The organism is Pseudomonas fungipugnans (genome assembly GCF_029955235.1).
In the GTDB taxonomy this organism is placed as follows: Bacteria; Pseudomonadota; Gammaproteobacteria; order Pseudomonadales; family Pseudomonadaceae; genus Aquipseudomonas; species Aquipseudomonas fungipugnans.
The window spans coordinates 1,892,725-1,914,444 of sequence record NZ_JARBWL010000001.1; the positions used below are offsets into that span (position 1 = coordinate 1,892,725).

A 21,720-nucleotide genomic window follows, 5' to 3' on the forward strand; every position below is an offset into this window, starting at 1 on the left:
TAGCGTAACTATCAGCGAACTTTGTCCTGCGGCCCCACCCGACCCCTTACCCGAACTGCATCAATGAATTTCTGAGGCCGAAAGTAGTAAATATTCCGGATTAAAAAACCGAGACTGCGCGCGTTGCATTTGTGAGTTGACTTTGCCATCGCCAAAAACGTGACTAGAAAATTCGAATAGAGGTCTGACCGCAAAGCAGGCAAAGCATAAAAATATTCATACAGGTCATTTAAATAAATATTGTATGACTTTAGCTTTCCTTTCGTTGTCGACAAGTAAGATCCTGCCGAAGGATTACACCTGTACTTTACCAATGCTGCATTTATATAAGCTGCAGTACCGCTCGGCAACAGAGAATCCATGGCAAAGTACCACTCCATAGATTCTCGATCACTTAGAACTTTCCTGGAGGTTCTTCGATAGGCGTAAGAACTATGAACGGCAATTGCTCCCCAACGTGCAAACTCTCCCAACGAAATAATGGAAACTTCGCTTTGATCAGCATCTGGGTACTGTGTCTCTGACAGATAAGATCCATCGTCCGAAAAATATATTGCCTTATGAAAGACAACGTTAACGCTTTCATCATTTTCGAATACATCATGTTGACGCTGGAGCTTACCAGGCAGCATGACATCGTCACCATCAAAATGGTAGACAACGTCCCCTGACGCCATTCTATGCACACCGTGATAGTTCAAAGCAGGGCCGACATTTTTGTCTCTTAGAAGAAGCTTAATCCTACCAGGGTGCTTCTCGGAAAATGCGCGAAGCACTTCTTGAGTATTATCAGTGGAGCAATCGTCTGAAACGATAATCTCACATTCGAAGTTAATCTCCTGAGACAGTATACTATCCAGGCACTCTTCGACATAACGCTCCTGATTGTAACAAGAAACCACTACACTTCCGGATAACATTAAACGCTCCTTTTCCTATAAATCGTGAAACCAATAATCGAAACAGTAAAATACAACATATTCATTAATAAGTTAGCAATAAAAACGCCTTCCACGCCTAATCCGCTATGTAGAAAAGCAAGGCCCAAACCACAAAAAACCAATCCTTGAGCTAACTCCCCCACCAGATAAATTCTTAGCGAAGCCTTCGCAATTACAACAAACCCCACAACGTAAGTTGTAACCCGAAACAAATCCGCCAATAACTGATATTTAATAAGCCCTTCAAGATCGGTAAACTCAGCAGAAAGCAGCAATGGGATCAGATAATGCCTAAGCAGAAAAAACACACTTGCTCCGAGTACAAAAATGGCCATAACCATTTTCATAAACTTAAAAACCAAAGGTGCAATCTCCGCCACTTTTTCTTTTTCAGAAATCATCGGCATAAAATACACAGCTAAGAAGATGGTAAAAAAACCCATGTACGCGCTGGATAACTTTATAGATGCCTGCCAAATACCCGCAGCCACGAAGCCTACATGTTCAATGAGCTGTTCTCGGATAACTATCTCAACCAACGGAGCGCTTATCGCCCCCACAGCAGCCATCAAAGTAAATGCAAGTAGCCGTTTGAACCCTTCCGCCTCATATCGAAAGCCTATTTTCAACTTCGAAAATACAGACTTTCGGTAGAAGTACATCGCAGGTATTGAGTAGAGTGAAAAGAAAAACACCATCGACAATGCAGCGCCAACAAAATTGAAGCTTTGGATCAAGATCCAACTGACTGGCAATACAAGGATATTCCCCACAATCTGAATCATTGCGTAGGTTTTGGTATCTCTTAATCCGTTGCTCACTCCAGTAACAAGATTCGTAAACGCAAAACCAAACTGAGCCACGGCCAAAAACAGCACCACCCAGTAATAGTCAGGTGTCTTGAAGATATACCCTGATATATATCTAGAAAAAAAACAACCTAGCAAACAGACAACAGCACAGAATATCAAAGAGTAAGCCTTTGATACCGCGATCATATTTAGTAGTTTCTTAGGCTTTCCTTTGTACTGGGCTACATATTTGATAAGTCCGTTTACAATGCCGCCACCCGCCAGCAACGACAGTATAGTGACCACACTCATAAAATGGCCCAGTTGCCCCATCCCTCCGGCACCTAGATATACTGCAACAAGCTTTATAAATACGAAGCCAACACCAATCTTCGAGACTTGGGCAGTCGTAGTCAAAGCGGCGCTTATCAGCGCGCGCTTTCTATCTGCGGAGTTGGCTTTAACTTTAATGGCAGGATGCATTAACTGCACCGACTACAGCACTAACAACTTGCTCCATTTCTGCCTTACTCATCCCGTACCATATCGGCAGGCGAATGAGGCGCTCACTTTCAACCGTAGTATGTACATCCGCGCCATGAAAGCGCCCCAATCGCAGCCCGGCAGGAGCGGAGTGCAACGGGATATAATGAAAGACTGCGCCTATAGCCAATTCCTTCAGGATACCCAACACATGACTGCGCACCTCGATATCTTTTACCTTAATGTAAAACATATGGGCATTACCGATACAGCCCTCAGGTATCGTAGGCAAATCTATACGACCCGCTTTAAACAGCTCTTGCAATGCTTGGTAATAGTAGTTCCAAACATCACAACGCGCTTTATTGATTTGATCAACTTTTTCAAGCTGTCCAAAAAGGTAGGCCGCCTGCAGCTCACCTGGAAGATAGCTACTACCGACATCTACCCAAGTATACTTATCAATCATCCCTCTAAAAAAGAGACTGCGATTGGTCCCCTTTTCGCGAATGATTTCAGCACGAACAATGAATTGTTCGTCGTTGATGAGCAAAAGCCCACCTTCGCCCCCACTTGTATAGTTTTTTGTTTCGTGGAAGCTGTAAGCCGCCATATGACCAATGGTGCCTAATGCCTTCCCCTTATAGGTCGACATCATTCCCTGCGCGGCATCTTCAATGACAAACAAACCATGCCGATTGGCGATCGACATAATGGTATCCATTTCGCAAGCGATACCAGCATAGTGAACGGGAACGATTGCTTTTGTTTTCTCGGTGATCGCCGCTTCAATAAGCGTCTCGTCGATATTCATTGTGTCTTTTCGAATATCGACAAAAACTATCTTGGCGCCACGCAGCACAAAAGCGTTTGCAGTACTGACGAACGTATAGCTAGGCATTATCACTTCATCGCCTGGCTTTATATCGACGAGCAATGCAGCCATTTCCAGCGCCTGCGTGCACGAAGGCGTCAGCAAGGCTTTCTTGCAATTTAGCTCTTTTTCGAACCATTGTTGACAACGAAGGGTGAACTCACCATCACCAGACATCTTGGCACTGCGCATTGCAGCAATAACATACTGGTCTTCATTACCTGTATAAGGAGGCTTATTAAATGGAATCATGCTCAAACTCTTCATTAAGTTTTGTTTCAAGTTCAATAAGGTCCTTTTTTCGATCCTTAAACCTTCTCGCCGGATTACCTACGTAAATCCCCCATGGCTGTGTACTCTTATTCACAAGCGCCATGGCTCCAACCGAGCACCCCTCAGCCAACTGCACACCTGGAAATATTACAGAGTTTGTTCCGACGATCACATGCCGCCCAAAGGTTACGCTTGCAAATTTTTCTTTCTTGAACTTTGCAGGAACAGTTGGATTAGTTAAACTTTCGCCACTGTAGTCATCGGACTGAGTAAATACTTTAACGCCATAAGCGAGCCCGCTGAAATCCTCAAATGTAATTCCAGGCTCCCCGCCCGCGACAAGACACATAGGTGCTATATGAACAAAGCGTCCAATTTTTACGCTTCCCGATACAACACAAAAATCGTCGATTCTAGAGTTATCGCCGATTTCCATCTGATCAGCGTTATAGATACTAGCCTTATCGCTAATCTTTACATTCAAACCTAGCTGTTTAAAGCCTAGCTCTTCAAGCTGTTGCAGTGTGAGATAAGCCATTACCTTCTCGCCCCTTCAACCCAACTAAAATTTATAAAATCAATAGCTCTTAACCGACTCGCCCACAATACTCAATAGATATTGCCCATAGCTGTTTTTCTTCAGCTCATTACCTGTTTTGGACAGTTCCTCGGAGCTCAGCCAGCCATTATTAAAAGCAATTTCTTCGAGGCAGGCCACTTTGTAACCTTGGCGTTTTTCGATAGTTTCAACAAAATGCGCTGCTTCGAGCAGACTTTCATGAGTACCGGTATCCAACCATGCGAACCCTCGGCCAAGCAGCTCAACATGCAGGTCGCCACGATCCAGATAAGCCTGATTAATACAGGTTATCTCTAATTCTCCACGCGACGACGGTTTGACCTTTTTGGCAATTTCAATGACGTCATTGTCATAAAAATATAACCCGGTTACTGCAAAATTCGACTTTGGCTTGAGTGGCTTCTCTTCGATGGAAATAGCCCTTCGGTCGTCGTTGAACTGAACGACACCAAAGCGCTCTGGGTCCTTAACCTGATAACCGAATACGGTAGCACCCTTTCGGCGCTTTACAACGTCCTGGAGCATCGGAGTAAAACCTTGACCATAGAAAATATTATCGCCAAGCACCAAACAAACAGAGTCCTTTCCAATAAATTTTTCACCAATCAAAAATGCTTGTGCCAAACCGTCTGGATTTTCTTGAATGGCATAGCTCAGCCTTACACCAAACTGGCTACCGTCGGCGAGCAAACGCTGGAATCCGGCAAGGTCTTCTGCGGTAGTGATAATCAGGACATCCCGAATTCCGGCCAGCATCAGCACGGACAGCGGATAAAAAATCATCGGTTTGTCATAGACCGGCAGCAGCTGCTTTGAAACCCCTTTCGTTAGTGGATACAAACGGGTTCCCGAGCCGCCCGCCAAAATGATGCCTTTCATAATCTACCCTTAGCCCTGATCCTAGGCCTCTCACTAACATTGATACAAACACGAGACCGAACAGACGTAATTGTACATCTGTTTCCAATCGTTTTTTATCCCTGCGTGCAGATGTTGAGTAGTTTCCTTTGACGCAAGGTTTAATTCGCCTGACTGGAGGCTCGGGCTAGCCAAAAGACATCACGATTCCAGCATGCAGACAAGCAAAAATAGATAAAAGCTATCAATATATAAATATTGATAGCTTTTATCTTATCTTGCGCTACTGGCGCGCCGCCAATGAGCGATCCATCTGAGGTGTGCTCTTCAAACCTATCGTTCGTTCACATTGATTTTTTTATTCAACACAAGATCCCGAATAAGAGCGGCTACAACACCCAACATCAAACCGAATATAAAACCAATCGATAGAACAAATGCAACCTTCGGTTTTACTGGAGAACCAGACACTTCCACAACACCATCCTCTCTGTAAACTGTGGCTACCGGAGAGGCGTTTTCAAGTTGTTTGTAAAAATTATACTGCGCTTCCAAATTACGTAATCTTTCTAAAAATGGATCGTCAGACTTTCTGTTTTGTAAGTTATCTATCTCAGCTTCCAATGCCTTAGTGCCACGCATATAAACCAGCTCGCCACTCATACTCCCGACAATACCAAGCGATGCTGAAGGATTGCTATTGATGATCGCGGGCTTTTCCAAGCCAATTGCTTTAGCCACCGCCAATGCTTCACGTAATTTGGTCAGCGCATCTTCCCGTGACTTCTCTCCTACTTCGCGCGCCGACAAAATTTCTTGATGAAGATTTCGGGCCTGCACTTCGGCCTCGGTAGATATATTTTTATTAATCTCTTGCACGGCCAGTTCACCTGCACGCGCGATGTACTGCTCTACCCATTTAGCAGCCAACTCAGAATTACCGAATTGCACCACTACAGAATATCGGTCCGCCGCATCCTTACCCACAAGAGATATCAATAAAGACTTTGATAGTTTTTCGTACAACAAGCCTTTAGGATCATCATCGCGCCCTAGTGCGGGAAGGTATGTCTTTTTGAAAAACTCCCTACGTAGCGATTCAGCCTGCAAATTATTTAAAAATACGTTATAAACATCTTTAACTGTAAGTGGAGCAAGATGATTGCTAACTGTTCTACCATAATTCAGACCTTCAATATCGTTCTGTCTTGGCGGCATAACAAACGCTTTCGCTTCATAGACAGGCTCAGCAACAAGCACATAAGCCCCCGCGACAAGGGTTACGAACAGACACACACATACAACTATTAGTCTTTGGCGCCAAAGCGTAAAAATGAGCGCACGGATATCGAGCCCATCTGTCAGCGTCGAGTCTTTGGAATCAACATGCATACTCTCAAACCCTTAAAAACATTGCGAGCCTATTGATATATAAGTCCAGCAGTTACTTTTAGTATATGCAAAATTTTGGAAATGACGCAGGTCAATGCTTCAAAAAAGCGCAATCAAATCGGTTTTTCCTAGACAAGACGAACGCGGCGGGAAAACAAAAAACAAGCAGAGCTGCCTCGAATTTCCGGGGCATCCGACGATCAAGCTTGGGTAATGAGGTAGAGAGGGACTGATGCACCTTATGATCGTCCCATGTGAATCCTCTGCCAAGTTTAGCCCTGAGCCTGGCCACACCTGACAAGAACTCAACGCTCAATCTCGGGAGTTCGGATGAGATGCTTACGCGACACCTTACGTACGCGCCTAACTGCCCACGCGAGCAGCGGCCCAATCAGCATCCCAATCAACAGCGCCAAAATAATCAGCATCGACACCGGCAACTGTGGTCCTGCCCACCCAAAAAACAAGAGTGATATCGATTGCTGGTTTTCCAGAACAAACGCCAAGACCCCGAGAAGCAACAAAAGGATCAGTATTGAGATGAGTATGCGTTTGAGGTTACGCATGAACGACCTCCAGGGTTACAGCTTTCAAAATCCCTCCTCCTCATCCTCATTCACCCGATCCCTTAGCTCCTTACCAGGCTTGAAATGCGGAACAAACTTGCCATCCAAACTAACCGATTGGCCGGTTTTTGGATTGCGGCCTACGCGCGGGGCGCGATAGTGCAGAGAGAAGCTGCCAAAACCACGGATCTCGATACGATCACCGGTGGCCAGACATTGGGACATTTGCTCAAGCATGGTCTTGATGGCCAGCTCTACATCCTTGGATGAGAGCAGCCCTTGATGGGTGACAATTCGTTCGATCAACTCCGACTTCGTCATATTTTTCCCTTCTTTTTCAAGCAGCTAGATCAGCGCTTCAGAGGTTTTAGCACGCCCGGAGGATTTTGAACAGCCCAGGTATTGACATATCTTTTCCGCCAACAAGATGCCCAATTCAAGGGCACGGAATTACTGCTTTACCGCATACGCTCATCGACAGATCACCAGCATAGTGCGTGTTACATAGCCCGCGGGGTTGAAGCCAAACGGAAACTCATCCTCATCCTTGGCGTCATCAGACCTTGCGATAACCTTGTAACCATTAGCCTCACACTCCTTGTCGGCTCGCTTGCGGCACTTGTCCCAGCCCGAGCCCAATCCCGAGCAATCAATCTCGATCCCACTGACACCACGCACCACATGGGTCTTGGTATTAGTGGTACAGCCCGCCAATGTCAGTATTGCTATCGCGACAATGAGCTTGTTCATTCATTTCCTTATGCCTGGCGCCCTGCCAAGCTGTCGTTCGCATCAGACTAAAGCCTAGCTGCAAATAAACGATTGATCCGATTAAAGAAAGAGACAGCAGATCGAGGACATTGGTTTCATGAATAAAGCCTGAGCGGCGCCAGCCACAGAGCGTTTCACCAAATCGCAGGCACAAAAAAGGGCGACCGAAGTCGCCCTTTTTCTATGGTCTGACAGAACTTAGTTCTGTTTTTCCATTTGTGCACGCAACAGGTCGCCCAGAGTGGTAGGACCAGCAGCGATGTTATCCGAAGCAGCTGGCTTGTCGCGCAGGCTCTGGATAGCTTCTTTCTCGTCTTCAACGTCTTTCGACTTGATCGAGAGCTGGATTACGCGGCTCTTACGGTCAACGCTGATGATCTTGGCTTCTACTTCTTCGCCTTCTTTCAGAACGTTGCGCGCGTCTTCAACGCGGTCACGGCTGATTTCGGAGGCTTTCAGAGTCGCTTCGATATCGTCGGCCAGAGTGATGATGGCGCCTTTGGCGTCAACTTCTTTCACGATGCCTTTAACGATTGCGCCTTTGTCGTTCTCTTGAACGTACTCGGAGAACGGATCGCTTTCCAGTTGCTTGATACCCAGGGAGATGCGCTCGCGCTCTGGGTCAACCGACAGGATAACGGTGTCCAGCTCGTCGCCCTTCTTGAAGCGGCGAACGGCTTCTTCGCCCACTTCGTTCCAGGAGATGTCGGACAGGTGAACCAGACCGTCGATGCCGCCGTCCAGACCAATGAAGATACCGAAATCGGTGATCGACTTGATGGTGCCGGAGATTTTATCACCCTTGTTGAACTGACCAGAGAAATCTTCCCAAGGGTTAGATTTGCACTGCTTGATGCCCAGGGAGATACGACGACGCTCTTCGTCGATGTCCAGAACCATAACTTCCACTTCGTCGCCGACTTGTACGACTTTCGAAGGGTGGATGTTCTTGTTGGTCCAGTCCATTTCGGAAACGTGTACCAGGCCTTCAACGCCTTCTTCCAGCTCAGCGAAGCAGCCGTAGTCGGTCAGGTTGGTTACACGAGCGGTAACGCGAGTGCTTTCTGGGTAACGGGCTTTGATAGCAACCCATGGATCTTCGCCCAGTTGCTTGAGGCCCAGGGAAACACGATTGCGTTCGCGATCGTACTTCAGAACCTTGACATCGATCTCGTCGCCAACGTTGACGATTTCGGAAGGATGCTTGATACGCTTCCAAGCCATGTCGGTAATGTGCAGCAGGCCATCGACGCCACCCAGATCGACGAATGCGCCGTAATCGGTGAGGTTTTTGACGATACCTTTGACTTGTTGACCTTCCTGCAGGGATTCCAGCAGAGCTTCACGCTCGGCGGAGTTCTCGGCTTCGAGGACACTGCGACGGGAAACGACAACGTTGTTGCGTTTCTGGTCGAGCTTGATGACCTTGAATTCCAGCTCTTTGCCTTCCAGGTGCGTGGTGTCGCGCACTGGACGGACGTCAACCAGAGAACCTGGCAGGAACGCACGGATGCCGTTAACGTCGACAGTGAAGCCGCCTTTAACCTTACCGTTGATAACGCCCTTGACCACTTCTTCGGCTGCGAAGGCTGCTTCCAGAACAATCCAGCATTCAGCGCGCTTGGCTTTTTCACGGGACAGCTTGGTTTCACCAAAGCCGTCTTCAACCGAGTCCAGAGCAACGTGAACTTCGTCACCGACATTGATAGTCAGATCGCCAGCGTCGTTGTAGAACTGCTCAAGCGGGATGAGTGCTTCAGACTTCAGGCCAGCGTGAACGGTTACCCAGCGAGCTTGGTAATCGATATCAACGATAACACCGGTGATGATGGAGCCTGCCTGAAGGTTCAGGGTTTTTAGGCTTTCTTCAAAGAGTTCCGCAAAGCTTTCGCTCATTTTAATTCCTGTTGAATAAGGGCGAAGGATACGCCCATCTCCACATCCCAGACGACGTGGGTTACGTTCATTTAAAGAAACGACACAGGACTATGACTGGTCCCCTGGGTCGTTTCTTGGTCACCCGGTGATATCGCGAATGGCGATCTCACTCATGATGCGTTCCAGCACCTGATCGATGGATAATTCCGTGGAATCCAGCTGTATGGCGTCAGCCGCCGGCTTGAGCGGGGCTACCGCTCGCTGGGTGTCACGCTCATCGCGGACACGTATCTCATCTAGCAGACTCGACAGACTAACACCATCGACTTTGCCCTTCAACTGCAAGTATCGACGGCGCGCACGCTCCTCGGCACTGGCAGTGAGGAATATCTTCAGCGGCGCATCGGGGAAAACCACCGTCCCCATGTCGCGACCGTCGGCCACCAGGCCCGGCGCCTCCTGAAAGGCCCGCTGGCGCTGCAGCAGCGCATCGCGCACCGCTGGCAGCGCAGCAATCTGGGAAGCCCAGGCACCGACCTGTTCGTTGCGTAAATCATCGGTCACATCGTCACCCTCAAGGATGATCCGTTGCGGATGACCTTCCGTCGCGCCGACGAACTGCACGTCCAGATGAGCCGCCAACAGCTTGAGCGACTCTTCATTGGTCAGGTCGACACCGTGGTTGCGCGCAGCGAACGCCAGCAGACGATAAAGCGCACCGGAATCCAGCAGACACCAGCCCAGACGCTTGGCCAGAATCCCGGCAATGGTGCCTTTACCCGACCCGCTCGGGCCGTCGATGGTGATGACCGGTGGCTTGTTATTCACGACTGAGCCTCTTGAGCAACACGAATACCGACCTGCGCGCACAGCGCGAGGAAGTTCGGGAACGACGTCGCGACGTTGGCGCAATCATGGATACGGATCGGCGCGTTGGCGCGCAGCGAAGCCACGCTGAACGCCATGGCAATCCGGTGATCACCGTGACCATGCACTTCGCCGCCGCCAATCTGGCCGCCGTCGATAATGATGCCGTCCGCGGTTGGCTCACACTTCACGCCCAGCGCCAGCAAGCCATCGGCCATGACCTGAATCCGGTCCGACTCCTTGACCCGCAGCTCTTCGGCACCGCGCAGCACCGTGCGCCCCTCGGCACAGGCAGCGGCGACGAACAGCACCGGGAACTCGTCGATGGCCAGTGGAACCAGCGCTTCGGGAATCTCGATACCTTTGAGTTTAGCTGCTCGCACGCGCAGGTCAGCCACGGGTTCGCCGCCGACTTCACGCTGGTTTTCCAGGGTGATGTCAGCGCCCATCAGGCGCAGGATGTCGATCACCCCGGTACGGGTCGGGTTGATGCCAACGTGCTCCAGCACCAGCTCCGAACCTTCGGCAATCGACGCCGCTACCAGGAAGAACGCCGACGACGAGATATCGCCCGGCACTTCAATATGGGTAGCGGTGAGTTTGTTACCGGACTCGACCGACGCCGTCGCACCCTTGACGCTGACCGGGTAGCCGAAGCCGCGCAGCATGCGTTCGGTGTGGTCGCGGGTCGGTGCAGGCTCGGTGACGGTGGTCTTGCCTTCGGCGTACAAACCAGCCAACAGCAGGCAGGATTTAACCTGGGCGCTGGCCATCGGCATGGTGTAAGTCAGGCCCTTGAGCTTGTGACCGCCGCGAATAATCATCGGCGGACGACCTTCAGCGGCGGTTTCGATCACGGCGCCCATTTCACGCAGTGGATTGGCCACGCGATTCATCGGACGCTTGGACAGCGACGCATCGCCAGTCAGGGTACTGTCGAAACTTTGCGCGGCCAACAGGCCGGACAACAGGCGCATCGATGTACCGGAGTTGCCCAGATAGATCGGGCCCGGCGCAGGTTTAAGGCCATGCAGGCCGACACCGTGAATGGTGACGCGACCGTGGTGCGGACCTTCGATGACGACGCCCATATCCCGGAAGGCCTGCAAGGTTGCCAGGGCATCTTCACCCTCAAGGAAACCTTCCACTTCGGTGGTGCCTTCGGCCAGGGAGCCGAGCATGATTGAACGGTGGGAAATCGATTTGTCGCCCGGTACACGAATCCGCCCAGTCAGGCGGCCACCAGGTTGTGCCAGGAAAATCAGGTCGTTGGAGTTCATAGCGTCCACATAAGCCCGGCGGGCCAGGATTTTACTGAAATGTTCGCGGGCAACCCGGGCGCGCGTGAACACGCCCAACAATTGGTGCCCATCCCCTGCATCGACCGCGTCGCGCAAGGCGTCGAGGTCGCTGCGAAATGTATCGAGTGTGCGCAGGACAGCTTCGCGGTTGGCGAGGAAGATGTCGTGCCACATGACCGGGTCGCTACCGGCGATTCTTGTGAAATCGCGGAAACCGCCCGCAGCGTAACGGAAGATATCAAGATTTTCATTGCGCTTGGCCAGTGAGTCGACCAAACCGAACGCCAGCAAGTGCGGCAAATGGCTGGTCGCCGCCAGCACTTCGTCATGACGCTCGACCTGCATGTGCTCGACATCGGCGCCCAGTTCGCGCCACAAGCGATCAACGACGGCCAGTGCTGCCGGATCGGTTTGCTCCAGCGGCGTGAGAATCACTTTGTGACGACGGAACAACTCGGCATTGGAGGCCTCAACCCCGCTCTGCTCGGAACCGGCAATCGGATGGCCCGGCACGAAACGCGCCGGCATGCCGCCAAACGCCTCGGTTGCCGCCCGCACCACGTTGCCCTTGGCGCTGCCGACGTCGGTCAGAATCGCCTGCCCCAGATCCATGCCGGCCAAACGTGCCAGCATTTTTTCCATGGCCAGGATCGGCACGGCGAGCTGAATCACATCCGCACCCTGACAAGCAGCAGTGAGATCTTCTTCGCAGCGATCCACTACGCCCAACTCGACCGCCAGCTTGCGTGATTGCGGATCAAGATCGACCCCGATCACCTCGCGGCACAGGCCACTTTCACGCATGCCCTTGGCGAACGAACCACCGATCAGCCCCAGACCGACCACCACCAGGCGGCCGATCACAGGTTCAGCAGATTGCAGCGTAGTGACATCAACCACGAGCCAGAACCTTGGTCAGCGCCTCAAGGAAGCGGCTGTTTTCAGCCGGCAGACCAATGGTGATACGCAAGTGATTCGGCATGCCGTAGTTCGCCACCGGACGCACGATCACGCCCTCACGCAGCAGACCCTGGAAGATCGGCGCAGCCACCTGGCCCAGATCGACACAGATGAAGTTGCCCTTCGAAGGAATCCAGCTCAGCCCCAGCTCGCGAAAACCCGCTTCAAGCTGTTGCATGCCGGATTCGTTCAAACGACGGCTTTCGGCCAGGTAGTCGGCATCTTGCAGCGCTGCGCAAGCAGCGGCCAGCGCCAGGCTGTTGACGTTGAACGGCTGGCGAACGCGATTCAGCACATCAGCGACCACAGCGCCAGACAAGCCATAACCCACCCGTAGCGCCGCCAGGCCATAAGCCTTGGAGAAGGTGCGAGATACCAGCAAGTTCGGATAAGCCGCCAGGAAATCCAGACCATCGGGCAAATCGCTGCCTTCGGCGTATTCGATATACGCCTCGTCCAGCACCACCAGTACGTGGGCCGGTACATCCTGCAGGAATTCGTCCAGCGCCTCGGCACCGAACCAGGTACCGGTCGGGTTGTTTGGGTTGGCGATAAAGACAACGCGAGTGTCGGCATCGATCGCCGCCAGCATGGCCGGCAAGTCGTGGCCCCAGTCTTTGGCAGGGATAACGCGTGCTTGCGCACCGACCGCCTGAGTGACAATCGGATAGACCGCAAACGCATGCTCGCTGAACACGGCATTCAGGCCTGGAGCCAGATAGGCGCGCGCCACCAGCTCCAGAATGTCATTGGAACCGTTACCCAGTGTCACCTGATTGAGTTCGACGCGGCACTGCTCGGCGAGCAGGGTCTTGAGCGCAAATCCATTGCCATCCGGATAGCGGGTCAGCTCGGCCAGTTCTTCGCGAATCGCAGCCAGTGCTTTCGGGCTGGCGCCCAGCGGGTTTTCGTTGCTCGCCAGTTTGACGATTTTCGCCGGATCAATGTCCAGCTCGCGCGCCAGTTCGTCCACGGGCTTGCCCGGAACGTACGGCGACAGTTGTTGCACGCCCGGCTGTGCCAGAGCGAGGAAGTTGCCACTCATTTGCTAACGCCCTTAGAGAACTGCTTTCGGGTAGGAACCCAGCACCTTGAGTGCTACTGCTTCCTGACTGATCTTTTCCAACACACTTTTGACCAGCGGGTCGCGGTGGTGGCCGACGAAGTCGATGAAGAACACGTAGGTCCATTTGCCGCTGCGCGACGGACGGGTTTCGATCCGTGTCAGGTCGATACCGTTGTCGTGGAACGGCACCAGCAATTCATGCAACGCGCCGGGCTTGTTGCTCATGGAGACGATGATCGACGTCTTGTCGTCGCCGGTCGGCGGCACTTCCTGGCTGCCGATCATCAGGAAGCGCGTGGAGTTGTCCGGGCGATCCTCGATTTTCTCGGCCAGACGGGTCAGCCCGTAAAGGCCTGCCGCCATGTCGCCGGCAATCGCCGCCGAATTCCACTCACCCTTGACCCGCTTGGCCGCTTCGGCGTTGCTGGACACCGCCACGCGCTCGACATTCGGGTAATGGGCGTCCAGCCACTTGCGGCACTGGGCCAGTGACTGGGCGTGGGAGTAGATGCGGCTGATGCTGTCGGTCTTGGTGTTTTCACCGACCAACAGGTGATGGTGAATCCGCAGCTCGACTTCGCCACAGATCACCATGTCGTGTTCCAGGAAGCTGTCGAGGGTATGGTTGACCGCGCCTTCGGTAGAGTTCTCCACCGGGACCACGCCAAAATTCACCGCACCGGCTGCCACTTCACGAAACACTTCGTCGATGGCTGCCATCGGCTTGCTGATCACTGCGTGGCCAAAGTGTTTCATGGCCGCCGCCTGGGTGAAGGTGCCTTCAGGACCGAGGTAAGCCACTTTCAGCGGCTGCTCCAGCGCCAGGCACGAGGACATGATTTCGCGGAACAACCGCGCCATCTCTTCGTTGCCCAACGGCCCCTGGTTACGCTCCATCACGCGCTTGAGCACCTGAGCTTCACGCTCAGGACGATAGAACACCGGCACTTCGCCTTCGGCCAGCGAGGCCATCTTTACTCGCGCAACTTCCTGGGCGCAGCGTGCGCGCTCACTGATCAGCTCCATGACTTTGGTGTCCAGGGCATCAATGCGAACGCGCAGTGCCTTGAGTTCTTGCTCAGACATTAGCCGTGTTCCTTCTCGAACTCTGCCATGTACGAAATCAGTGCGTTGACCGCAACGATATCGACGGCGTTATAGATGGAGGCGCGCATGCCGCCCACCGACCGGTGACCCTTGAGGTTCAGCAGGCCGCGTTCGTCCGCACCGGCCAGGAATGGCTTGTCCAGGCGATCGTCGGCCAGGCGGAACGGCACGTTCATCCACGAGCGGTCCGACTTGTTGATCGGGTTGCTGTAAAGGCCACTGGCGTCAATGAAGTCATACAGCGTGCGCTGTTTCACTTCGTTGAGCTTGCCGATGGCTTCAACTCCACCCTGCTCTTTCAGCCACTCGAATACCAGACCGGACAAGTACCAGGCCAGGGTCGGCGGAGTGTTGTACATCGAGCCGTTGTCGGCCGCGACCTTGTAGTTGAGCATGGTCGGGCACAGGGAGCGGGCCTTGCCCAGCAGGTCTTCGCGAATGATGTTCACGAGGATGCCGCTCGGGCCGATGTTTTTCTGGGCGCCGGCATAGATCATGCCGAAGCGCGAGATGTCCACCGGGCGCGAGAGGATGTCCGAAGACATGTCGGCCACCAGCGGCACGTCACCGGTTTGCGGGATCCAGTTGAATTCCAGGCCACCGATGGTTTCGTTCGGCGCGTAGTGAACGTAGGCCGCGTCTTTGGACAGCTTCCATTCGTTCTGACCGGGTACAGCGAAATAGTCATAAGGCTTGGCGGTGGCGGCAACGTTGACGTGGCCGTAGCGCGAGGCTTCTTCGATAGCTTTCTGCGACCAGATACCGGTGTCGATATAGTCGGCGGAGCCGTTTTCCGGCAACAGGTTCAGAGGAATCTGAGCGAACTGCTGACTGGCGCCGCCTTGCAGAAACAGCACTTTGTAGTTCGACGGGATATTCAGCAGATCACGCAGATCCTGCTCGGCCTTGGTGGCAATGGACACGAACTCATCGCTGCGATGGCTCATTTCCATGACCGACAGGCCCTTGCCGTGCCAATCGAGGAGTTCACCCTGAGCGCGTTTCAGGACAGCTTCAGGCAGCGCAGCGGGACCTGCACAGAAGTTATAGGCTCTCTTGCTCACATCCAATCTCGCTCTGATTTGGTGGGTCATGCAAACATATCAGTCGACGCAGATCCAATGTGGGAGCGGGCTTTTGTGGCAAGGGGGCTTGCCCCCGTTCGGTTGCGAAGCAATCGTAAACCGGTCACCGCGCTCTCATGCAAGATAGCGATCACTGGTTTCAGGGGCGCTTCGCCCCCCAACGGGGGACAAGCCCCCCTCACCACAAAAGCCCGGCACCCACACGGATCTCCATGGGCGTCGATATTTCATACCGGACAAACAACAAGGGGGCGAATTCTCATCCGCCCCCTGCTTGTCCGCTTATTCCTGCGGTTCTTCGTCAGCTGCTGCGTCGAGTTGCTGGTCTTCGGCAACGTCGTCGATCACGACCTCACCGTCGAACACTGCACCCTCTTCATCTTCCAGCTCTTCGCCTTCGACTTCCGAAGGCTCCTGAACCCGTTCCAGCCCGACCAGCGTTTCATCGCTGGCCAGCTTGATCAGGGTCACGCCTTGAGTGTTACGGCCCAGGCTCGACACTTCGTCGACACGGGTACGTACCAGGGTGCCCTGGTCGGAAATCAGCATGATTTCCTCGCCATCAAGCACCTGTACCGCGCCGACCAGACGGCCGTTGCGGTCGTTGCTGACCATGGCGATAACGCCCTGACCGCCACGCTTGTACTCAGGGAACTCGGTGATCGCCGTGCGCTTGCCGTAACCACGGGCCGAAGCCGTGAGAATCTGGCTGCCTTCTTCCGGGATCAGCATGGAAATCAGCTTCTGGCCTTCCGGCAGACGCATACCGCGAACACCGCGAGCGGTACGGCCCATGGCGCGAACATCGGTTTCCTTGAAGCGCGTTACCTTGCCGCCGTCGGAGAACAGCATGACTTCGCGCTCGCCATCGGTAATGGAGGCAGAAATCAGTACGTCGCCTTCGTCCAGCTCCAGCGCGATCAGGCCGACGCTGCGTTGACGGCTGAAGGATTCCAGCGGGGTCTTCTTCACGGTGCCGTTGGCGGTGGCCATGAAGATGAAGTGACCTTCGGTGTACTCATCGACCGGCAGCATGGTGGTGATGTATTCACCATCACCCAGCGGCAACAGGTTGACCAGCGGACGACCACGGGCAGCACGGGACGCTTCAGGGATTTCGTAGGTTTTCAGCCAGTACACCTTGCCTTTGCTGGAGAACAGCAGCAGCGTGGTGTGGCTGTTGGCAACCAGCAGGTGAGCAATGTAGTCCTCATCCTTGACGCCGGTCGCCGACTTGCCTTTACCGCCACGACGCTGAGCCTGATACGCAGCCAGCGGCTGAGTCTTGGCATAGCCACCGTGGGAGATGGTCACGACGCGCTCTTCTTCCGGGATCATGTCACCCAGGGTCAGGTCGAGACGGGCATCGAGAATCTCGGTGCGGCGCACGTCGCCGTATTCGGCACGGATCACTTCCAGCTCTTCGCGGATCACTTCCATCAGGCGCGTGGCGCTGTTGAGGATGCGGATCAGCTCGCCGATCTGGTTGAGGATCTCTTGATACTCGGCCAGCAGTTTTTCGTGTTCCAGGCCGGTCAGACGGTGCAGACGCAGTTCCAGAATGGCTTGCGCCTGTTCCGGCGACAGGAAGTACTTGCCTTCGCGCAGACCATATTGCGGGTCCAGGGTCTCCGGACGGCAAGAATCGGCACCGGCGCGTTCAACCATTGCCACGACGGCACTGGATTCCCACGCGGTCTTGATCAGCGCTTCCTTGGCTTCCGACGGCGTCGGCGAAGCCTTGATCAGGGCGATGACCGGGTCGATGTTCGACAGGGCAACCGCTTGACCTTCAAGGATGTGACCACGCTCACGGGCTTTACGAAGCTCGAAGACGGTACGACGGGTAACCACTTCGCGACGGTGACGAACAAAGGCTTCCAGCAGATCCTTGAGGTTCAGGATGCGTGGACGACCGTCGATCAGCGCGACGATGTTGATACCGAATACCGCTTGCAACTGGGTCTGGGCGTAGAGGTTGTTGAGGATGACCTCAGGCACTTCGCCGCGACGCAGTTCGATCACGACGCGCATACCGTCCTTGTCGGACTCGTCGCGCAGTTCGGTGATGCCTTCCAGCTTCTTCTCTTTGACCAGCTCGGCGATCTTCTCGATCAGACGGGCCTTGTTCAGCTGGTACGGCAGTTCGGTGATGACGATCTGCTGACGACCACCGACCTTGTCGATGTCTTCGATCATTGAACGGGCACGCATGTAAATGCGCCCGCGACCGGTGCGGTAGGCTTCGATGATGCCGGCGCGACCGTTGATGATCGCGGCGGTCGGGAAGTCCGGACCGGGGATGTATTGCATCAGCTCATCGATGGTCAACTCGGGGTTGTCGATGAGGGCCAGGCAACCGTCGATGACTTCACCGAGGTTGTGTGGCGGGATGTTGGTCGCCATGCCCACGGCGATACCGCTGGAGCCGTTGACCAGCAAGTTGGGAATACGGGTCGGCATGACCGCCGGGATCATTTCGGTGCCGTCGTAGTTCGGCACCCAGTCCACGGTTTCTTTATGCAGGTCGGCCAGCAGCTCGTGCGCCAGCTTGGTCATACGCACTTCGGTGTATCGCATGGCGGCAGCGTTGTCGCCGTCCACGGAACCGAAGTTGCCCTGGCCATCTACCAGCAGGTAGCGCAGGGAGAATGGCTGCGCCATCCGGACGATGGTGTCGTACACCGCGGTATCACCGTGCGGGTGGTACTTACCGATCACGTCACCGACAACACGGGCAGATTTCTTGTACGGCTTGTTGAAGTCGTTGCCCAGCTCGCTCATCGCGAACAGCACGCGCCGGTGCACGGGCTTCAAGCCATCGCGCGCATCCGGCAGAGCACGCCCGACAATTACGCTCATCGCGTAGTCGAGGTAGGACTGCTTCAGCTCGTCTTCGATATTGACCGGGAGGATTTCTTTGGCCAGTTCGCCCATGAGAAGCTCGATTCCTTTTTCTGGTGAAACTTCGTCACATCCATCTGGGACGAACGAAGCTCGCCGCTGCAGGCTGAGTGCCATGCACCGACTTACGACAAATCAACGTGTTAAGCGAAGGATTTGCGCAGTAAAGACAACCCCGCGGGACTGCCTCGGAAAACGCCGGATGTTATCACAAGAGCCGCCACGCACCTATCCCCCTGATGCGCATGGAGCATAGTTAGTTGACCGGTGACAGGCTTAAAGGGGACGAGAGAGGCTTAGAAGCTTGTCCAATGGGGAATTCAGGCTGATTTGTTGACTTTGCGGGCCCTATCGCGAGCAAGCTCGCTCCCACAGATGATCGCGTTCTTCAGTCAGACCCGGTCAACTGTGGGAGCGAGCTTGCTCGCGATAGCAATTTACAAGACACCAGAAAACCTCAATGCAAGCGCTTGCGGCACATCAACTGCGCCATCTTCGCCGCATCAGGGCGCTCAACGATGCCCTTCTCGGTCACGATCGCATCGATCAGGTCCGCCGGGGTTACATCGAATACCGGGTTGAAGGCCTCGACATCCGCACCGACCCGCTTGCCGCCCACTTCCAGCAATTCGCAGCCATCGCGCTCTTCAATCGGGATTTCGTCGCCACTGGCAAGATTCATGTCGATGGTCGAACTCGGTGCCACCACCATGAAGCGCACGCCGTGATGCATGGCGCAGACGGCCAGTTGATAAGTGCCGATCTTGTTGGCCACGTCGCCATTGGCGGTGATCCGGTCAGCGCCGACGATCACCCAGGTCACGCCCTTGGTCTTCATGATATGGGCGGCGGCAGAGTCCGCATTGAGGGTCACGGGAATGCCTTCATTGGCCAGCTCCCACGCCGTCAAGCGCGAGCCTTGCAGCCACGGACGGGTTTCGTCGGCGTAGACGCGCTCGACCATACCTTCGATGAACGCCGCGCGAATCACCCCCAGCGCCGTGCCGAAACCGCCCGTGGCCAACGCGCCGGTGTTGCAGTGGGTGAGGATCGCCTGGGCGTTGCCCTGATGCTTGCGGATCAGGTCGACACCCAGTTGCGCCATGGTCAGGTTGGCTTCGCGATCACTTTCATGAATGGCGATGGCCTCAGCCTCCAGCGCCGCCAGAGGATCGACATCACCCTTGAGACGATCCAGGCGGTCACGCATGCGATTCAAGGCCCAGAACAGATTCACCGCCGTTGGACGGGAATCGGCCAGCAACGCGAAATCCTCTTCCCACGCAGCCTGCCAGTCACCGCCCTCGGCAATCCGGGCGCGAGCTGACAGCACCATGCCGTAGGCAGCACTGATGCCAATGGCCGGCGCGCCACGCACCACCATCGAACGAATGGCCTCGGCCACGCCAGCGGCGCTGGTGTAGGCGATCCAGGTTTCTTCAAACGGCAAAATACGCTGATCCAGCAGATACAGGGCGCCATCACGCCAATCGATGGCCTTAACTTTCTCCGCAGCCAACAGTCGATCGCGCATCCTTCACCCCGCACTCATGAACAAAAGCCGCCGATTATAGCGATCCCCCCGCGAAGACGCTCGGGTATACTTCGCCATCCTTTACAAAAGCACTGGAACTGCCCTCGATGCCGAAACCTGCCGTTGCGCTCGACTTATTATTACTGCCGACCTGGCTGGTACCCGTCGAACCCGCTGGCGTGGTTCTCAAGGAGCATGGCCTGGGCATCCGCGACGGTCGCATTGTGTTTATCGGCCCGCGCGCCGAAGCGCTCAAGTGTAACGCCAGCGAAATCCGCGAATTGCCGGATGTATTGCTCAGCCCCGGCCTGATCAACGCCCACGGTCACGCGGCGATGACACTGTTTCGCGGCCTGGCCGATGATCTGCCACTGATGACCTGGCTGGAGAACCATATCTGGCCGGCTGAAGCCAAGTGGGTCGATGAAGCCTTTGTCCGTGACGGCACGGACCTGGCCATCGCCGAGCAGATCAAAGGTGGCATCACCTGTTTCTCTGACATGTATTTCTTCCCGAAGGTTGCCAGCGAGCGCGTGCACAACAGCGGCATTCGCGCGCAGATCGCGATTCCGATCCTCGACTTTCCGATTCCAGGCGCCAGCACGGCGGATGAAGCCATTCGTCAGGGCGTCGAATTGTTCGGCGATCTCAAGCATCACGAACGGATCAGGATCACCTTCGGCCCGCACGCCCCCTACACCGTCGGCGACGAGAACCTGGAAAAAATCCGGATGATTGCCGAAGAGCTGGACGCAGCAATTCACATGCACGTCCACGAAACCGCCTTCGAGGTGCAGCAGTCGGTTGAGCAGCGTGGCGAACGCCCGCTGGCCCGTCTTGCTCGCCTGGGTTTGCTGGGTCCGCGCTTCCAGGCCGTTCACATGACCCAGATCAGCGAGGAAGACCTGGCGTTACTGGTAGAAAGCAACACCCATGTGATTCATTGCCCGGAGTCGAACCTGAAACTGGCCAGCGGCTTCTGCCCGGTGGAGCGCCTGTGGCAGGCTGGCGTCAATGTTGCGGTCGGCACTGATGGCGCGGCCAGCAACAATGACCTGGACCTGCTCGGTGAAACCCGTACCGCCGCGCTGCTGGCCAAGGCCGTTGCCGGCTCGGCCACGGCGCTGGATGCCCATCGCGCCCTGCGCATGGCCACCCTTAACGGCGCTCGCGCACTGGGGATCGAGGCTGACGTCGGCTCGCTGGAAATCGGCAAGGCTGCCGACATCGTTGCATTCGACCTGTCCGGCCTGGCGCAGCAGCCCGTGTACGACCCGGTTTCGCAACTTATCTACGCCACGGGCCGTGATTGCGTGAAACACCTGTGGGTCGCCGGCAAGCAGTTGCTCGACGACCGGCGCCTGACACGCCTGGATGAAGAACAGCTGTGCGCGACCGCCAAGGCCTGGGGCCAACGCATCAGTGGCCATACCGAATTGTAAGAAGCACCGGACGACAAACCGGGGCAACAGGATTTTTCAAGTTTTTC

General features: G+C 54.6%; 18 protein-coding genes. 1 reads left to right on the forward strand and 17 read right to left on the reverse strand.

From position 1 onward, the window contains the following. Positions 1 to 11: 11 nt before the first annotated feature. The 17 genes from POF45_RS07465 to mtnA all read right to left on the reverse strand — a co-directional run bounded on the left by POF45_RS07465 (position 12) and on the right by mtnA (position 20,231). Positions 12 to 920 (reverse strand): glycosyltransferase, encoded by a 909-nt coding sequence (locus POF45_RS07465; protein WP_282315452.1) that lies wholly within the window; start codon positions 918 to 920, stop codon positions 12 to 14. Beyond that, the gene (locus tag POF45_RS07470; protein ID WP_282315453.1) at positions 920 to 2,215 is read right to left on the reverse strand and encodes an O-antigen translocase; all 1,296 of its coding nucleotides are present in this window, start codon (positions 2,213 to 2,215) and stop codon (positions 920 to 922) included. Before POF45_RS07470 ends, POF45_RS07465 begins: the two co-directional genes overlap by 1 nt. Further along, a complete protein-coding gene (gene rffA / locus POF45_RS07475) occupies positions 2,199 to 3,341 on the reverse strand; it encodes a dTDP-4-amino-4,6-dideoxygalactose transaminase (RefSeq protein WP_282315454.1) in 1,143 nt (380 codons plus the stop codon). Before rffA ends, POF45_RS07470 begins: the two co-directional genes overlap by 17 nt. After that, entirely contained in the window at positions 3,328 to 3,900 is a 573-nt protein-coding gene (locus POF45_RS07480; protein ID WP_282315455.1) for an acyltransferase, read from the reverse strand. The genes rffA and POF45_RS07480 overlap by 14 nt, the downstream gene beginning before the upstream one ends. Before the next feature lie 39 nt (positions 3,901 to 3,939). Beyond that, positions 3,940 to 4,821, reverse strand: coding sequence for a glucose-1-phosphate thymidylyltransferase RfbA (gene rfbA, locus POF45_RS07485; protein ID WP_282315456.1), 882 nt, complete (start codon positions 4,819 to 4,821; stop codon positions 3,940 to 3,942). Between the two features lie 312 nt (positions 4,822 to 5,133). Then, positions 5,134 to 6,192, reverse strand: coding sequence for an LPS O-antigen chain length determinant protein WzzB (locus POF45_RS07490; RefSeq protein ID WP_282315457.1), 1,059 nt, complete (start codon positions 6,190 to 6,192; stop codon positions 5,134 to 5,136). 305 nt (positions 6,193 to 6,497) lie between these two features. Next, positions 6,498 to 6,758 (reverse strand): LapA family protein, encoded by a 261-nt coding sequence (locus POF45_RS07495; protein ID WP_282315458.1) that lies wholly within the window; start codon positions 6,756 to 6,758, stop codon positions 6,498 to 6,500. Positions 6,759 to 6,782: 24 nt separating this feature from the next. Next, on the reverse strand, positions 6,783 to 7,079 hold the full coding sequence (ihfB, locus tag POF45_RS07500; RefSeq protein WP_002554561.1) for an integration host factor subunit beta: 297 nt from the start codon (positions 7,077 to 7,079) through the stop codon (positions 6,783 to 6,785). Between the two features lie 150 nt (positions 7,080 to 7,229). Then, entirely contained in the window at positions 7,230 to 7,508 is a 279-nt protein-coding gene (locus POF45_RS07505; RefSeq protein ID WP_259495534.1) for a hypothetical protein, read from the reverse strand. 219 nt (positions 7,509 to 7,727) lie between these two features. After that, positions 7,728 to 9,425: a 30S ribosomal protein S1 gene (gene rpsA / locus POF45_RS07510; RefSeq protein ID WP_259495536.1), complete on the reverse strand. Its 1,698-nt coding sequence runs from the start codon at positions 9,423 to 9,425 to the stop codon at positions 7,728 to 7,730. 120 nt (positions 9,426 to 9,545) lie between these two features. Beyond that, entirely contained in the window at positions 9,546 to 10,235 is a 690-nt protein-coding gene (gene cmk / locus POF45_RS07515) for a (d)CMP kinase (RefSeq protein WP_282315459.1), read from the reverse strand. After that, the gene (locus POF45_RS07520; protein WP_282316018.1) at positions 10,232 to 12,439 is read right to left on the reverse strand and encodes a bifunctional prephenate dehydrogenase/3-phosphoshikimate 1-carboxyvinyltransferase; all 2,208 of its coding nucleotides are present in this window, start codon (positions 12,437 to 12,439) and stop codon (positions 10,232 to 10,234) included. The genes cmk and POF45_RS07520 overlap by 4 nt, the downstream gene beginning before the upstream one ends. Before the next feature lie 28 nt (positions 12,440 to 12,467). Then, positions 12,468 to 13,580 (reverse strand): histidinol-phosphate transaminase, encoded by a 1,113-nt coding sequence (hisC, locus tag POF45_RS07525; RefSeq protein ID WP_259495540.1) that lies wholly within the window; start codon positions 13,578 to 13,580, stop codon positions 12,468 to 12,470. Between the two features lie 12 nt (positions 13,581 to 13,592). Then, on the reverse strand, positions 13,593 to 14,687 hold the full coding sequence (gene pheA, locus POF45_RS07530; protein WP_259495541.1) for a prephenate dehydratase: 1,095 nt from the start codon (positions 14,685 to 14,687) through the stop codon (positions 13,593 to 13,595). Further along, a complete protein-coding gene (gene serC / locus POF45_RS07535) occupies positions 14,687 to 15,772 on the reverse strand; it encodes a 3-phosphoserine/phosphohydroxythreonine transaminase (protein ID WP_259495542.1) in 1,086 nt (361 codons plus the stop codon). Before serC ends, pheA begins: the two co-directional genes overlap by 1 nt. A 303-nt stretch (positions 15,773 to 16,075) precedes the next feature. Next, positions 16,076 to 18,730 (reverse strand): DNA gyrase subunit A, encoded by a 2,655-nt coding sequence (gyrA, locus tag POF45_RS07540; protein WP_282315460.1) that lies wholly within the window; start codon positions 18,728 to 18,730, stop codon positions 16,076 to 16,078. A 424-nt stretch (positions 18,731 to 19,154) separates the two neighbouring features. Then, positions 19,155 to 20,231: an S-methyl-5-thioribose-1-phosphate isomerase gene (mtnA, locus tag POF45_RS07545; RefSeq protein ID WP_259495546.1), complete on the reverse strand. Its 1,077-nt coding sequence runs from the start codon at positions 20,229 to 20,231 to the stop codon at positions 19,155 to 19,157. 107 nt (positions 20,232 to 20,338) lie between these two features. Here mtnA and POF45_RS07550 point away from each other — a divergent pair, with 107 nt between their 5' ends. Further along, complete coding sequence (locus tag POF45_RS07550) at positions 20,339 to 21,673, forward strand: TRZ/ATZ family hydrolase (RefSeq protein ID WP_282315461.1); 1,335 nt, start codon at positions 20,339 to 20,341, stop codon at positions 21,671 to 21,673. The last annotated feature ends 47 nt before the right edge of the window (positions 21,674 to 21,720 follow it).

Excerpts from the sequence above, each read along its gene's own strand:
- POF45_RS07480 (WP_282315455.1), bottom strand. The coding sequence starts at position 3,900 with ATGGCTTATCTCACACTGCAACAGCTTGAAGAGCTAGGCTTTAAACAG.
- POF45_RS07490 (WP_282315457.1), bottom strand. The coding sequence starts at position 6,192 with ATGCATGTTGATTCCAAAGACTCGACGCTGACAGATGGGCTCGATATC.
- ihfB (WP_002554561.1), bottom strand. The coding sequence starts at position 7,079 with ATGACGAAGTCGGAGTTGATCGAACGAATTGTCACCCATCAAGGGCTG.
- rpsA (WP_259495536.1), bottom strand. The coding sequence starts at position 9,425 with ATGAGCGAAAGCTTTGCGGAACTCTTTGAAGAAAGCCTAAAAACCCTG.
- POF45_RS07465 (WP_282315452.1), bottom strand. The coding sequence starts at position 920 with ATGTTATCCGGAAGTGTAGTGGTTTCTTGTTACAATCAGGAGCGTTAT.
- rffA (WP_282315454.1), bottom strand. The coding sequence starts at position 3,341 with ATGATTCCATTTAATAAGCCTCCTTATACAGGTAATGAAGACCAGTAT.
- POF45_RS07495 (WP_282315458.1), bottom strand. The coding sequence starts at position 6,758 with ATGCGTAACCTCAAACGCATACTCATCTCAATACTGATCCTTTTGTTG.
- POF45_RS07470 (WP_282315453.1), bottom strand. The coding sequence starts at position 2,215 with ATGCATCCTGCCATTAAAGTTAAAGCCAACTCCGCAGATAGAAAGCGC.
- mtnA (WP_259495546.1), bottom strand. The coding sequence starts at position 20,231 with ATGCGCGATCGACTGTTGGCTGCGGAGAAAGTTAAGGCCATCGATTGG.
- pheA (WP_259495541.1), bottom strand. The coding sequence starts at position 14,687 with ATGTCTGAGCAAGAACTCAAGGCACTGCGCGTTCGCATTGATGCCCTG.
- POF45_RS07550 (WP_282315461.1), top strand. The coding sequence starts at position 20,339 with ATGCCGAAACCTGCCGTTGCGCTCGACTTATTATTACTGCCGACCTGG.
- rfbA (WP_282315456.1), bottom strand. The coding sequence starts at position 4,821 with ATGAAAGGCATCATTTTGGCGGGCGGCTCGGGAACCCGTTTGTATCCA.
- POF45_RS07505 (WP_259495534.1), bottom strand. The coding sequence starts at position 7,508 with ATGAACAAGCTCATTGTCGCGATAGCAATACTGACATTGGCGGGCTGT.
- hisC (WP_259495540.1), bottom strand. The coding sequence starts at position 13,580 with ATGAGTGGCAACTTCCTCGCTCTGGCACAGCCGGGCGTGCAACAACTG.
- gyrA (WP_282315460.1), bottom strand. The coding sequence starts at position 18,730 with ATGGGCGAACTGGCCAAAGAAATCCTCCCGGTCAATATCGAAGACGAG.